Source organism: Halorarum salinum, from assembly GCF_013402875.1.
Taxonomy (GTDB): Archaea; Halobacteriota; Halobacteria; order Halobacteriales; family Haloferacaceae; genus Halorarum; species Halorarum salinum.
The window spans coordinates 3,610,186-3,623,423 of sequence record NZ_CP058579.1; the positions used below are offsets into that span (position 1 = coordinate 3,610,186).

General features: G+C 72.2%; 13 protein-coding genes and 3 tRNA genes. 12 read left to right on the forward strand and 4 right to left on the reverse strand.

Annotated elements, in window-relative coordinates:
* Window positions 1–18: 18 nt before the first annotated feature.
* Window positions 19–684 (reverse strand): DUF309 domain-containing protein, encoded by a 666-nt coding sequence (locus tag HUG12_RS18250; RefSeq protein WP_179270147.1) that lies wholly within the window; start codon window positions 682–684, stop codon window positions 19–21.
* 106 nt (window positions 685–790) lie between these two features.
* Window positions 791–863, reverse strand: a tRNA-Arg gene (locus HUG12_RS18255).
* 123 nt (window positions 864–986) lie between these two features.
* Between HUG12_RS18255 and HUG12_RS18260 the strand changes: the two genes are divergently transcribed.
* From HUG12_RS18260 to HUG12_RS18275, 4 genes are all read left to right on the forward strand, one after another.
* Window positions 987–1,544: a hypothetical protein gene (locus tag HUG12_RS18260; protein WP_179270148.1), complete on the forward strand. Its 558-nt coding sequence runs from the start codon at window positions 987–989 to the stop codon at window positions 1,542–1,544.
* Between the two features lie 325 nt (window positions 1,545–1,869).
* Window positions 1,870–3,360 (forward strand): single-stranded DNA binding protein, encoded by a 1,491-nt coding sequence (locus HUG12_RS18265; protein ID WP_179270149.1) that lies wholly within the window; start codon window positions 1,870–1,872, stop codon window positions 3,358–3,360.
* 83 nt (window positions 3,361–3,443) lie between these two features.
* Window positions 3,444–3,875, forward strand: a complete 432-nt coding sequence (locus HUG12_RS18270; protein WP_179270150.1) for a histone — start codon at window positions 3,444–3,446, stop codon at window positions 3,873–3,875.
* A complete protein-coding gene (locus HUG12_RS18275) occupies window positions 3,876–4,886 on the forward strand; it encodes a histone deacetylase family protein (protein WP_179270151.1) in 1,011 nt (336 codons plus the stop codon). It begins immediately after the preceding gene.
* 10 nt (window positions 4,887–4,896) lie between these two features.
* Here the strand turns inward: HUG12_RS18275 and cca are convergent, their stop codons facing one another.
* Window positions 4,897–6,276 (reverse strand): CCA tRNA nucleotidyltransferase, encoded by a 1,380-nt coding sequence (gene cca / locus HUG12_RS18280; RefSeq protein ID WP_179270152.1) that lies wholly within the window; start codon window positions 6,274–6,276, stop codon window positions 4,897–4,899.
* Window positions 6,277–6,371: 95 nt separating this feature from the next.
* Between cca and HUG12_RS18285 the strand changes: the two genes are divergently transcribed.
* Window positions 6,372–6,444, forward strand: a tRNA-Asn gene (locus HUG12_RS18285).
* 88 nt (window positions 6,445–6,532) lie between these two features.
* Window positions 6,533–6,608: transfer RNA gene (locus tag HUG12_RS18290), tRNA-Ile, on the forward strand.
* Between the two features lie 54 nt (window positions 6,609–6,662).
* On the opposite strand, the gene HUG12_RS18295 is transcribed toward HUG12_RS18290, so the two are convergent.
* Window positions 6,663–7,340 carry a DUF6663 family protein gene (locus HUG12_RS18295; RefSeq protein WP_179270153.1) on the reverse strand — a complete coding sequence of 226 codons (678 nt, stop codon included), beginning with the start codon at window positions 7,338–7,340 and terminating at the stop codon, window positions 6,663–6,665.
* Window positions 7,341–7,459: 119 nt separating this feature from the next.
* Here HUG12_RS18295 and HUG12_RS18300 point away from each other — a divergent pair, with 119 nt between their 5' ends.
* From HUG12_RS18300 to HUG12_RS18325, 6 genes are all read left to right on the forward strand, one after another.
* Window positions 7,460–8,167 carry a metallophosphoesterase gene (locus HUG12_RS18300; RefSeq protein WP_179270154.1) on the forward strand — a complete coding sequence of 236 codons (708 nt, stop codon included), beginning with the start codon at window positions 7,460–7,462 and terminating at the stop codon, window positions 8,165–8,167.
* Window positions 8,168–8,297: 130 nt separating this feature from the next.
* Window positions 8,298–9,419 carry a pyruvate dehydrogenase (acetyl-transferring) E1 component subunit alpha gene (pdhA, locus tag HUG12_RS18305; protein WP_179270155.1) on the forward strand — a complete coding sequence of 374 codons (1,122 nt, stop codon included), beginning with the start codon at window positions 8,298–8,300 and terminating at the stop codon, window positions 9,417–9,419.
* A 93-nt stretch (window positions 9,420–9,512) separates the two neighbouring features.
* Window positions 9,513–10,694, forward strand: coding sequence for a threonine synthase (locus HUG12_RS18310; protein ID WP_179270156.1), 1,182 nt, complete (start codon window positions 9,513–9,515; stop codon window positions 10,692–10,694).
* Window positions 10,695–10,811: 117 nt separating this feature from the next.
* A complete protein-coding gene (locus HUG12_RS18315) occupies window positions 10,812–11,504 on the forward strand; it encodes a metal-dependent transcriptional regulator (protein WP_179270157.1) in 693 nt (230 codons plus the stop codon).
* Window positions 11,501–12,208, forward strand: a complete 708-nt coding sequence (locus HUG12_RS18320) for a TMEM165/GDT1 family protein (protein ID WP_179270158.1) — start codon at window positions 11,501–11,503, stop codon at window positions 12,206–12,208. The genes HUG12_RS18315 and HUG12_RS18320 overlap by 4 nt, the downstream gene beginning before the upstream one ends.
* Window positions 12,209–12,253: 45 nt before the next feature.
* Window positions 12,254–12,940 (forward strand): LysE family translocator, encoded by a 687-nt coding sequence (locus HUG12_RS18325; protein WP_179270159.1) that lies wholly within the window; start codon window positions 12,254–12,256, stop codon window positions 12,938–12,940.
* Window positions 12,941–13,238 lie beyond the last annotated feature (298 nt).

The window sequence follows — 13,238 nt, forward strand, 5'->3', positions numbered from 1 at the left end:
GTCGTCTTCGGAATCCCGCTACCCGTCCACGTCCCGTTCCTCGAACAGTCCGGCCACGTCCTCCGCCTCGCGCCGCTTCCGCTCGACGTGGCCCTCCAGCCGGTCGAACACGAACGCCCGCGTCGGCTCCCCCGCCAGGAAGTCGTACAGCATCGCGGCGAACCGGGAGCGGCCCGTTCCACGTTCCTCGCGGGCGTAGTCGATGGCGTCCGCGAGGACGCCCTCGTCGAACCCGTACTCCTCTGCGAGCACCTCGGCCGCGACCGCGGCGGCGTCGAGTTCGAGGTCCGGATACGCCAGCACCTCGCCCTCGTGGGTGAGCGGAACCGGCGGCGCCCGCTCGATCCGCTCCGGGTCGCGCTCGAGCGCCCGGAGGAACGGCCGGACCGTCGCGAGGTCGATGCCGCGGTACTCCCCCGGGAGGGAGTCGAGATATCCCAGCGCGCTCCCCGCGAGCCCGACCGCGCCGCTCCAGTTCCGGTTTCGCGCGTGGTGGACCGCCGCGGTCAACTGGACGAGGCCGTGGAGCAGCCGTTCGTCGTCGCTTCCCCCCTCGAGCGGGAGCCAGACGGCCTCCCACGGGTCGTGGGCGGCGTGGAACTCCCCGGCGTCGTACAGCGCGACGCCCGCCCGGAGCGCGCGGCGGAACTCGGTCACCCTCGGCGGTTGGTCGGGGACCGCCATATGCGTGTCCCCGGGCGGCGTCCTCGACCCGGTTCACGGCGGTTCGGCCCGAAAACCGACGCGGCCGACTCGCTACGCTCGTCGGCGTGGCGTCGGTAAAACGGAACGTCCCGACGGAGATTTGAACTCCGGTCACTGGCTCCGCAAGCCAATAGGATGGTCCACTACCCTATCGGGACTCGTCCCTTGCTACTCCGGACCGACTTAAGACCGTTACGATACGGGGGCCCCGTGCCCCCGAGGCACAAACGACCCTTTGTGCCAACGGGGTTGTTTTCTCGGTGGCGACCCTCGGAACGGACATGTATCGACGAGGCTTCCTCTCGGGAACGGTGGCGGTGAGCGTCCTCGGCGCCGCGAGCGGCTGTCTCGACGGCGGGACCGGCGGGGGGGTGGACGACCCGGACGACGGGGACGGAACGGACGCCCCCGCAGACGGAGGGAATTCCACCCCCTCCGACGACGACTCCACCCCCGCGGAAACCGGGACCGACGGGTCGACGCTCACCATCGCCGACCGCGAGTTCGTCCCGACGGGCGACTGCGGTTCCGACGACGCGGGGACGGCCCGGGTCGAGTTCGACGGGAACGAAGCAACCGTCACGGGCTGTATCACGGGGAGGAACGGCTGCCAGCGGGCGACGCTCGGCGACGTCGAGTACGACGCGGAGACCGACGCCGTGACCGTGGTCGTCACGACGACGGCGGGCGAGGAGACGCCGGACGCCTGTACCCAGCAACTGGTCCATCGCGCGTACGAGGTCACGCTCTCGTTCCGCGAGCGGCTACCGAGCGAACTCGTCGTGTTTCACGAGTCGATGGACGAACGGACCGAAGCCGGACGCGCGACGAGCGACTGACCGACAGGGTACCGACCGAGGGTTTATGCCCGAGGGCGCGACCACGGTCGGCCATGCTCGCGTCCCACCCCCGGCGTGACTCCGACCCCCGTCGTCCCCGGACCGGATCGGCGATCCTCCGATTCGGCCCGCGGACTCCCGGGATCCGTCCTCCGATCCGCCGGACCAGTCCGAGGTTCACGCGGACGAATCCCCCGCCCGACCGTGGCGTCGAGAACCCGGTCCGTGACCGGGTCGACCGTCGCGGGTACCCGCCCGGGACCCCGGCGGCACCGGCCGAACGGCAACCCTTAAGCGACGCGTCCGCCCACAACGGGACAGGATTATGGGCGACATAGAGGACGTCTACGAGGACGTGGAGACCGACGTCCCCTTCGAGGAGTTCGAGGCCGCCGTCGAGGACAAGGTCGAGCAGATGGGCGGGCTGGCCGACGAGGAGACGGCCGCGATGCTCATCGCCCACGAACTCCGCGACGAGGAGGTGAACTCGATCGCCGACATCAAGCCGGGGATGGACGACGTGAAGTTCCTCGCGAAGGTGATGAAGGTCGGCGAGGTCCGCACGTTCGAGCGGGACGGCGAGGACGATGACGGCCACGTGCTCAACGTGGAGGTCGCCGACGAGTCCGGCCGCGTCACCGCCTCGATGTGGGACGGGATGGCCGTCGACGCCGCCGAGACGCTGAGCCAGGGCGACGTGCTCCGGATCATGGGGCGACCGAAGGAGGGGTACAGCGGCCTGGAGGTCGCCGTCGACAAGGCCGAGCCGGACGAGGACGCCGAGGTCGACGTGGAGGCGACCGACGAGTACCGGGTGGAGGACCTCTCGCTCGGCGTCTCGGACGTGAACCTCCTCGGGAAGGTGCTCGACACCGACTCCATCCGGACGTTCGACCGCGACGACGGCACCGAGGGCCGCGTCGCGAACCTCACGGTCGGCGACGAAACCGGCCGCATCCGGGTCACCCTCTGGGACGAACGGGCGGACCGGGCCGAGGACCTCGACGCCGGAACCGTCGTCGAGGTCGTGGACGGCTACGTCCGCGAGCGCGACGGCTCGCTGGAACTCCACGTCGGCAATCGAGGCGCCGTCGAGGAGACCGACGCCGACGTGGAGTACGTCCCCGAGACGACCGACATCGCGGCGCTCGAACTGGGCGACACCGTCGACGTCGCCGGCGGCGTCATCGAGACGGACGAGAAGCGCACCTTCGACCGTGACGACGGCTCGGAGGGGCAGGTCCGGAACGTCCGCATCAAGGACGAGACGGGCGAGATCCGCGTCGCGCTGTGGGGCGAGAAGGCCGACGCGGGGATCGACCTCGCGGACCGGGTCGTCTTCACCGACGTCGAGATCCAGGACGGCTGGCAGGACGACCTCGAGGCGTCGGCGGGCTGGCGGTCGACCGTCTCGGTGCTGGACGGCGACGCGCCGGCCGCGCCGTCCACGTCGCGCGGGTCGGCCGGCGGCGGTGCCGACTCCGGCTCCGGGGACCGCGACGCCGGCCAGGGCGGGCTCTCCTCGTTCGCCGACGAGGCCGCCGCGACGGACGCCGCGTCGGCCGACTCGGCGGCGGCCGACGCCGATGGAACCACCGACGGCGGCGACGCGGTCGCCGACGGAGCCGACGGGGGCGGCGGGGGCGGCGTCGTGGAGTTCACCGGGACGGTCGTGCAGGCCGGCGACCCGGTCATCCTCGACAACGGTTCGGAGACGCGGAGCGTCGACACGGGTGCGAAGCTCCGGCTGGGGGAGGAGGTGACCGTCCGGGGGACCGAGCAGGACGGCGCCATCGACGCCGAGGACGTGTTCTAGCCCTCCCGGACGCCCGGAATCCGGACGGGATCCGGACCGTGTCAACGGAAAGCGTTATACTGGCCACAGACCGGCGTATGTGTATGAGTGTCGAGCTTCCGTTCGCGCCCGTCGACGAGGTCATCCGCCGTAACGCGGGCGACCTCCGGGTGAGCGCCGACGCCGCCGAGGAACTCGCCCGGCGCATCCAGACGCGCGGCGCGGAACTCGCCGTCGCCGCCGCCGACCGGGCGGACGAGGACGGGCGCAAGACCTTGATGCCGGGCGATTTCGGGGTCGAACGGCTCGTCGATCGGGAGGAACTCACGCTGCCCATCGCTCCGGTCGACCGCATCGCCCGGCTCGACATCGACGGCGCATACCGGGTCTCCATGGACGCCCGGGTCGCGCTCGCGGACATCCTCGAGGACTACGCCGACAACGTCGCGCGGGCGGCCGCCATCCTCGCGCGCCACGCCGACCGCAGGACCGTACAGGGCGAGGACATCGAGACGTACTTCGCGCTCTTCGAGTAGATGCGCTTCGGCTACAGCGAGACCTGTCTCGACCACGACACCGGCGCCCGCCACCCGGAGAACCCCGATCGCCTGCGGGCCATCCGGGAGGGGCTGAAGCGGAAGCACGGCGTCGAGTACGTCGAGGCCGACCCGGCCTCCCGCGAGGCCGTCGGAGCGGTTCACGAGGAGGAGTACGTCGAGGAGGTCTCGTCCTTCTGCGAGTCGGGCGGCGGCAACTGGGACCCCGACACGGTCGCGAGCGGGAACACCTGGGCGGCGGCGCTCGCCGCCGCCGGACAGGCGCAGTGGGCCGGCGAGCGCGCGCTCGCCGGCGAGGACGGCCGGAAGACCCCGTTCGCGCTCGGCCGCCCGCCGGGCCATCACGCGGTCGCGGACGACGCGATGGGCTTTTGCTTCGTGAACAACGTCGCCGTGGCGGCCCAGTCCGCGCTCGACGACGACGACGCGGACGCGGACCGGATCGCCGTCTTCGACTGGGACGTCCACCACGGCAACGGCACCCAGGACATCTTCTACGAGCGGGGCGACGTGTTCTACGCCTCCATCCACGAGGACGGGCTCTACCCCGGCACCGGCGACGCCGCCGAGACCGGGATCGGCGACGGCGCGGGCACGACCCTGAACGCCTCGCTCGGCGCGGGCGCGGCCGACGCGGACTACCTCGCGGTCGTCGAGGACGCCGTCGGGCCGGCCATCGAGCGGTTCGACCCCGACCTGCTCCTCGTGAGCGCGGGGTTCGACGCACACCGGCACGACCCCATCTCGCGGATGCGCGTCTCGACGGAGGGGTACGCGCTCATGACCGACCGGATGCGCGGGCTGGCCGACCGGACCGGCGCCGGACTCGCGTTCGTGCTGGAGGGCGGCTACGGGCTCGACACGCTCGCGGAGGGGGTCGCGACCGTCCACGAGACGTTCGACGGCCGGCCGCCCATCGAACCCGACGAGGGGCCGAAGGAGGGAACGGAGGCGGTCGTCGACGACCTCCGGGACCGGCTCGACCTCTAGACGCGGGCTTCTAGACGTGCGGCTCGAAGTACGCCCGCAGCTCGTCCCCGAACTCGCCGTCGAGCCCCGCGAGTTCCTCGCCCGCGAGCACGTCGTAGCCGGCGCGGAGCGCCGTCTCCACCCGGGCCCCGAGGGCCGCCTCGAACAGCAGATCCGAGTCGAGCAGCGCCGCCGCGTCCCGCTCCTCGCGCTCGCGCTCGACCACGTAGCGGCCGTCGGCGACGAACGGGCCGTAGGCGTCGGCGTCGGCGTACTTCCGGTAGAACCCCTCGGCGTGGTCGCGGACGTGGACCGGCGGCCCCTCGTGGCGCTCGACCGCCGGCAGGGTCCGGTGGGCCAGTTCGAACAGGAGCAGGGCCCGCCGGCCGTCGTCGGGTTCCGTCGCGGCGGTCGTCGACCGGACGACCTCGAACCCCCGGCCGGACAGTTCCCGTTCGAGGCCGTCGAGCGACCGGCGGAGTTGCGGGTAGAGCTGGTCGTCCACGACGTCCGGGGCGTCGAAGGCGACGGCGACCGGCGCCGTCCCGCGGCGTCGAACGTGTTCGTGCACCTCCTCGGCGGACATCGGCGGGCGCTCGGGCGGGAAGAAGACCGACTCGCGCGGGTCGGCGAGCAGGTCGCGGGCGTGGTGCTGGAAGCGGGCGAGGTTGTCCCGCGAGAGCACGGCGGCGACGTTGCGCTCGGGGTCGGTCGGGTCGACGACGACGAGCGGGTCGTCGAAGGAGGCGCGGCCGTGGCCCTCCGGGTCGAACTCGACCGGCGGCGTCCAGTCGGCGGCGGCCCCGACCGTCGCGCGGAACGAGCCGTGTTCGAGCACCAGCAGCTCGGCGAGGTAGCCCGAGAATCCCTCCGTCCGCAGGTCGCTGCCGTAGACGCCGATCCCCTTGAGGAATCGTTTGAACGCCCGAACCTCCCCCGAAAGGGCGTCGTCGAGCCTGGCGGCGAGGTAGGCGTTGTGGAACGGCGTCCGGTCGACCGACGAGCGGATGTCGGCCGCGCTCTCCACGTCGTAGCAGGGGACCAGGTCGACGTCGAACCCCTCGTACTCGCCCTTCACGTACGGGTGTTCGGCGTACTCCTCGCGTCCGTCGGGGAGCGTCGCGTGGCCGACCCGGAGGCCGTACGTCTCCAGGTCGGAGGTGGGGATCGAGGTCGGGAAGCGGACGAAGACGTCGATGTCCCGGTCCCCGGCGAGCCACGTCCCCCGCGCGGTCGAGCCGACCTGCAGCACGTCCGCCTCGTCGGCCGGTTCCGGGAGGTCGGCGACGGCGGCCGTCGCGCGGGCCACGAGGTCGCTCGCGGCCGCCCGCAACCGCTCGCGCTCGGCGGCGTCGGGCGTCACCCGCTCGCGTACGCGGGTGACGAGCGCGTCGAGGTCCGTGTCGGTCATGTCCCCCCGTTCAGGCCCGGCCGTTACGAGCGTGTCGGTCCCATCGGGGGGAAACGAAAGCCCTATCAAATGCAGCGCGGTACGTGAGAGTGCCTGCCGAAGTAGCTCAGCTGGTAGAGCACCTCGCTGTTAACGAGGTTGTCCCAGGTTCGAGTCCTGGCTTCGGCGCTTCTCCTCACGGTCGCGGTGTCGAGCTATGCCGACGTGTTCGAAGAGGGCAAGGTACTTGACCGTCTCCGCGGAACTGCCGTACCGAGGGCCCTTAGCTCAGTCCGGTCCAGAGCGCCCTGCTCATAACGGGGTGGTCGAGGGTTCGAATCCCTCAGGGCCCAGTTCTGCGGTCCCCTTGACCGACTGATCGCTTCAAGCCGTCGTCCGATCCGGGGCTAGAAGTACGTGTCCCGGACCGTCCGCGCGAGCAACCCGTCCCGCTCGAACGCGACGTAGACGACCACGAACGCACCGTCGGCGGGCCGCAGGACGAACACCTCGCGTTCGGGCGGATGCTCGGCCCCGTCGTCCACGTCGTCCGCGTCGTCCGCGTCGTACCCGCCTCCGCCGTCCCCGTTCGCGTCCTCGATCGCCCCCTCGTTCACCCGCTCGACGAGCGGTTCGATCGGCGTCGTCCCGTTCCGGAACTCGGCCAGCAGGTCCCGCGCGCCGGCGTCGGCGAAGACGTACAGCGCCCCGTTCGTCTCGCCGTCCGTGTTCCGGGTCACCCGCGAGCCCATCGCGTCTCCGGCGGCGCGAGCGTCCCGCCACGCGTCGCGGGCCGCCTCGAAGAGGTTCTCCACGTCGTCGGCGTACCAGTACCGGTCCCGCCGGCGGACGGAGACGGATTCGAACCGCGCCTCGCCGCCGGCCCAGGCGAGCTCCGCGTCCACGACGAAGCCCGGTTCGAGCGCGGCGACCGCGTCCGCGAGGCTCCCGCCGTAGTCCGTCGCGGCCACCTGGACGGGCTCGTAGGCGTCCGCCGGGTCCTCGACTGGCGCGAGGTCGGCCAGCGTGACCGCCCCCTCCCCGCGCGAGAGCACGCGGTATCGTCCGTCCGTGGTCGCCTCCATGCCACGACCGAGCGGCCCGGGGCACAAGCGCGTGTCGTTTCGAACCGAGGGGAGGCCCCGACGCGTCGACGCCGACCGCGAGCGACACGGCTTACCGTCCGCGAGGACACGATGGAGTCGTGCCGTCGTTCCGCTTTCGCGACCGCGCCGTCGTCGTGCCCGCCGCCGACGCGATCGTCTGTGCCGACCTCCACGTCGGGCGGGGCGAGGCCTCCGACGTGGAGTACCCCGTCGGGGAGACGGCGGACCTCCGCGGACGGCTCCGGGAACTCCTCTCCGAGCACTCGCCGGGCGAGGTGGCGTTCGCCGGCGACGTCCTTCACCGGTTCCGTCGAGCGTCGGTCCGGACCGATCGGGCGCTCTCGGCGCTCGCCGACGCGTGTCGGGACGCGGGCGCGAGGCCGGTGCTGGTCGCCGGCAATCACGACGCGATGCTCCCCGAGGTGTGGGACGGGCCCGTCCACGACGCGTACGCGCTCGAGGCGGACGGCGAACGGGTCGTCGTCCGCCACGGCCACGAGGCGCCGCCCCCCGACGAGACCGCCGACTGCTACGTCGTCGGCCACGACCACCCGACAATCTCGGTCGAGGGGCACCGACGGCCCTGCTTCCTGTTCGGCCCGGAGCAGTTCCGGGACGCCGACGTGCTGATGCTCCCGTCGTTCACGCGGCTGGCCCCGGGCGTCCAGGTGAACGGCATGGGGACCAGCGACTTCGACTCGCCGTTCGTGACCGACGCCGACGCGCTCAGGCCCGTCGTCCGTGACCCGGACGCGGGCGAGACGGTGACGTTCCCGCCGCTCGGGGCGTTCAGGCGGATGCTGTGAGTCGCGCCGAGGGTCGCGGGCCGACGGGCGGACCTGGCGACTGCGGCGAGTCGAAGACCTGACGGCCACGGCGAACCGTGCCGATTGCAGCGACCGGAACGGATACGGAGCACCCGCCGCATGCTCGGGTATGACACGGGCCGAGGAGGGGGACGCGCCGGCGGACCCGATGGGGGACGTGTACCGCGTGCTCGACCGGGACGGGAATCCGGTCGAGCAGGTGCCCGACGTGGACGACGCGACCCTTCTCGACGTCTACCGCGACATGCGGGCCGCCCGTCGGTTCGACGAGCGGGCGGTCAGCCTCCAGCGGCAGGGACGCATCGGAACGTACGCGGCCATCGCCGGACAGGAGGCCGTCTCCGTCGCGGGCACCCACGCGCTCCGGTCCGACGACCCGGTGTTCTACCAGTACCGCGAACACGGCGCGGTGATCGCCCGCGGGTTCCCGCCGGGCTATCTTGCGTACTGGATGGGCCACGAGGGGGGGACCGCCGAGCTCGCGGACGTCGACGTGTTCCCCCTGAACATCGGCGTCGCCGCGCACCTCCCCCACGCCGTCGGCGCGGCGATGGCGTTCGACCACCGGGACGAGGACCGCGTCGTCGCGGCCCACTTCGGCGACGGCGCGACCTCGGAGGGCGACTTCCACGAGGCGCTCAACTTCGCGGGCGTCTTCGACGCGCCGAACGTCTTCCTCTGTACGAACAACCAGTGGGCCATCTCGGTCCCGCGCGAACGACAGACCGCGTCCGACACCATCGCCGAGAAGGCCGTCGCGTACGGCTTCGAGGGCGTCCGCGTCGACGGGATGGACCCGCTCGCCGTCTACGACGTGACGCGGCGCGCGGCGGCGAAGGCCCGGGCGGACGACGGGGACGCGGACCACCGCCCGACGCTCGTCGAGTGTGTCGCGTACCGCTTCGGCGCACACACCACCGCCGACGACCCGTCGGCGTACCGGGAGGAGGCCGAACTCGACCGGTGGAAACGGTGGGACCCGATCCCCCGGTTCGAGGCGTTCCTCCGCGGACGGGGACTGCTGGACGACGAACGGGTCGAGGCGATCGGGGCCGACGCCGACGAGCGGGTGGCCGAGGTGATCGAAGCGGCCGAGTCGGTCGAGGCGGACCCCGCGTCCATGTTCGAGCACGTGTACGCGGAGCCGACCCCGGAGCTTCGGCGCCAGCGCGACGAGTTCCTGGACGCCCTCCAGCGTCACGGCCGCGACGCCTTCGAGCGGGAGGGCTGAGTCCGGACGGCCGCCGGTTCCACGACCGCGCCGGCTCACCGCGGGCGGGCGCCGAACGGAAGCCACTATGCCCGGGGCGCCGAACGCCGCCGCATGGAGACGACGCAGGCGTTCCGCGGGCTCGACTGCACGGGCTGTGGCGCGTCGTTCGACGCGAACGAGCACGGGCGCTGTCCCGAGTGCGGAGGGTCGCTCGACCCGGCGTACGACTACGACGCGGTCGAACCCGGTGACCTCCTCGGCCGGACGTCCGACGACGGTCCGGGACACTGGCGGTACGACGCGCTGCTCCCGTTCCCGGCAACGGGCGGCCTGTCGGCGAACGAGGGCGACACGCCGCTGGTCCGGACCGATCGACTCGCCGAGGAGCTCGGCGTCGCGGCCGCGTACGTGAAGGACGAGGGCCGAAACCCGACGGGGACGGTGCTCGACCGCGGGATGAGCGTCGTCGCGACCGCCGCGGCCGACAGGGGGCTGGAACCGCTCGCGCTCGCGGCCGCCGGCAACGCGGGACAGTCGGCGGCGGCCTACGCCGGGCGGGCCGACCTCCGATCGTACGCGTTCGTCCCCTCGCGAACGGCCTTCTCGAACAAGGCCATGGTGAACGTCCACGGCGGCGACATGCGGGTCGTCGGCGGGCGCTACGCCGACGCCGCCGCGGCGGTGGACGACCAGCTGGAGACGGAGTACCACTCGCTCCAGGAGTTCACGACGCCGTACCGCCACGAGGGGGCGAAGACGATCGCCTTCGAACTGTTCGCGGACGTCGGCGTCCCCGACGCCGTCGTCGTTCCGGTCGGGACCGGCGAGTTGCTCGTCGGGGTCGTGAAGGGCTTCCGGGAACTCCGGGCGGTCGGCGCGACGGAGTCGCTCCCCTCGGTGTACGCCGTCCAGCCGGAGGGCTGCGCGCCCATCGCGACCGCGTGGCAGGCCGGCGCCGACGCCGTCGAGGCGTGGACCCGCCCGGACACCATCGTGGGCGAACTGGAGATCGAGGAACCGGCGGGCGGTGACCGCGCGCTCGCCGCGCTCGCGGACGCGGACGGTGACGCGTTCGCGGTCCCCGACGCCGACGCGCTCGAGAGCGCAGTCACCGTCGCACAGTCCGAGGTCCTCGAAGTCGGCGGCCCCGGCGGAGTCGCGCTCGCCGGCGCGTGGCGACTGGCCGAGGAGGGGGATCTGGACGCGGCGGAGGAGGTGGTCGTCGTGAACCCCGACGCCGGCGGAAAGACGCCCGACGTGTTGCGCAGCCACCTGATGGGGAAGGGCATCTGAGCCGTGCCCACGGCCGCAGCCGACTGCCCCGGCCGCTCGTCGTCCGCGGGTCGACGGTCGGCCGACCCCGCCGTTCGGTCCGCCACACATAAGGATTAGACCCGACTAATTCGGGGTATGCTGAGCGACGTGATGGAGGACTACCTCAAGGCGATCTACGTCCTCCAGACGGAGGAGGGGCCGCCGGTTTCCACCTCCGCCATCGCCGAACGAGTCGGCAAGACCCCGCCGACGGTGACGAGCATGCTCGACACGCTGGCCGAGCGAGGCCTCGTCGAACGGGAGAAGTACAAGGGTGCCGAGCTGACGGCCGAGGGCCGGACCGTCGCGCTGGAGGTGATCCGCCACCACCGGCTGCTGGAGGCGTACCTCGCCGAACACCTCGACTACTCCTGGAGCGAGGTACACGAGGAGGCCGACGCCCTCGAACACCACATCAGCGAGGAGTTCGAGCGGCGGGTCGCGGAGGCGCTCGGGAACCCGAGCGTCGATCCACACGGCGATCCGATCCCGGGCGTCGACCTCGAACCGCCGGGGGACGCCGAGACGCACCCGCTCACCGACTTCGAGGTCGGTGACCGTGTCGTCATCGCGCGGGTGAGCGACCGCGACGACGAGGAGCTCGAGTACCTCGACCGGGCGGGCATCACCCCGGGGACCGTCGTCACCGTCGTCGACGTGGCGCCGTTCGGAATGGTGACCGTCGACGTCGACGGGGACGAGCAGAGCCTACCCGAACCGATCGCCACGTCGGTTCGGGTACGGACCGACGCCCGTGAAAGCTCCACCCCGAAGACGACCGACGCGTGACCGGCTACCCGGAACTCGTCGTCGTCGCGGCGATCGCACAGCTCGCGGTCCTCCCAGGCGAGAAGGTGCAGTTCATCATCGCCGGGCTGTCGACCCGGTACCGTCCGGCTATCGTCGTGGCGGCCGCGGCGACGGCGTTCGCCGCCTGGACCGCCGTCGAGATCGCCTTCGGCGCGGCCGTCCAGGAGGTGCTCCCGCCGGTCGCCCTCGACGCGGTCACAGCGGGGCTGTTCCTCCTCTTCGCGGTGCTGCTGCTCCGATCGGCGCCGGCAGCCGACGCCGGACCACACGCCGCGGAAACCGACGGCGGCGACGCGGCGCTGCCGAGCGTCGACGGCGGGACGACCGTCCTCGGCCGCGAGGTGTCGGGGCGGGTCGGGAGCTTCGTCTCCATCTTCACCCTGCTGGCAGCCGGCGAGTTCGGCGACAAGACCCAGCTCGTCACCATCGGGCTCGCCGCCCAGTACGGCGCGAGTTCGGCCATCTGGGTCGGCGAGATGCTCGTCATCGTCCCGGTGAGCCTCGCGAACGCGTACCTCTTCCACCGGTTCTCCCACCGGTTCGACGTCCGGAAGGCCTATCTGGTCGGCGCGATGCTGTTCGCCTTCTTCGGGTTCGACGCGGTGCTGACCGTCCTCACGGGGTTCTCCGTCTGGGAGACGATCGTGGGCGGCGCATCGCAGGCGGTCCTCGGCCCCCTGTGAGTGCGGGTCGCGCCGCTTAAGTCGGCGGTCTCCGTCCGCCGTGACGTGTCGGTGACCGCCGTCTCACTGCTCGCGGGTGGCCTCTTCGGGCTGGCGCTGGCCGCGCCGCCGGGACCGATGAACGCCGTCATCGCCGAGGAGAGCGTCGTCCGGGGGTGGGCCGCCGGGGCGAAGGCGGGCCTGGGCGCGGCGACGGCGGACGGCGTCTTCTTCCTCCTCGCGCTCGTCGGCGTCGTCGGCGTCGTCGAGCGATACCCGGCGCTCCGCGGGGTCATGGTCGGCGCCGGCGGCGTCCTGATGTGCTACTACGCGGTCGGCGCGGCGCGGTCGCTCCGGAGCTCCTTCGTCGACGGAGACTCGGCGTCCGACGCGTCGGCCGGGTTCCGGAAGGCGTTCGTCCTCGCGCTGACGAACCCCTACCAGGTGCTGTTCTGGCTCACCGTCGGCGTCGGACTGCTCGAACCCGGAACGGTGGACGTGTTCGCGGAGGCCGGCGTCGCGTCGCTCGCCGGGTCGGTCGTCGTCCAGACCGGGAGCCCCGCGCTCGTCGTCGGCTTCTTCGGCGGCATCGGGCTGTGGATCGTCGGCTTCCCCGCCGCGCTAGTGGCCGCACGGCAACGGGTCGAGGCGCTCGCGCCGGCCGTCGCCGGGCTCTCGGCGCTGGTGCTCGCCGGGTTCGGCGTCGCGTTCCTGCTCGACGCGGCGGGGACGCTCGGCGGGGTCGTCGGGTGACGGGCGGCGTCGCCGGGACGCCGTCGGGGCGCTGGGGCTGACAGGCGGCGGTCGTCGGTCCGGACGCGCCTCGACCGCGCAACCGCGTGCGGCGCGCCCGGCGGTTCTCATCGCATGGGCCGTCTGGTTCGGTATCCGGTTTGAACCTTCGGCGATTCTTCAACGCTCGGCTGCCGTTCGGTTCGGTCGTCGTTGAGCAGTTCCCGACAGCCGCGGCCCCTTTCAGTCCCGCCCGCACCGCCGCCTCACCCTCCCCAGCCTCCTGCGCTCCTCGCGTTCGCTCGCTACGCTCGCTCAC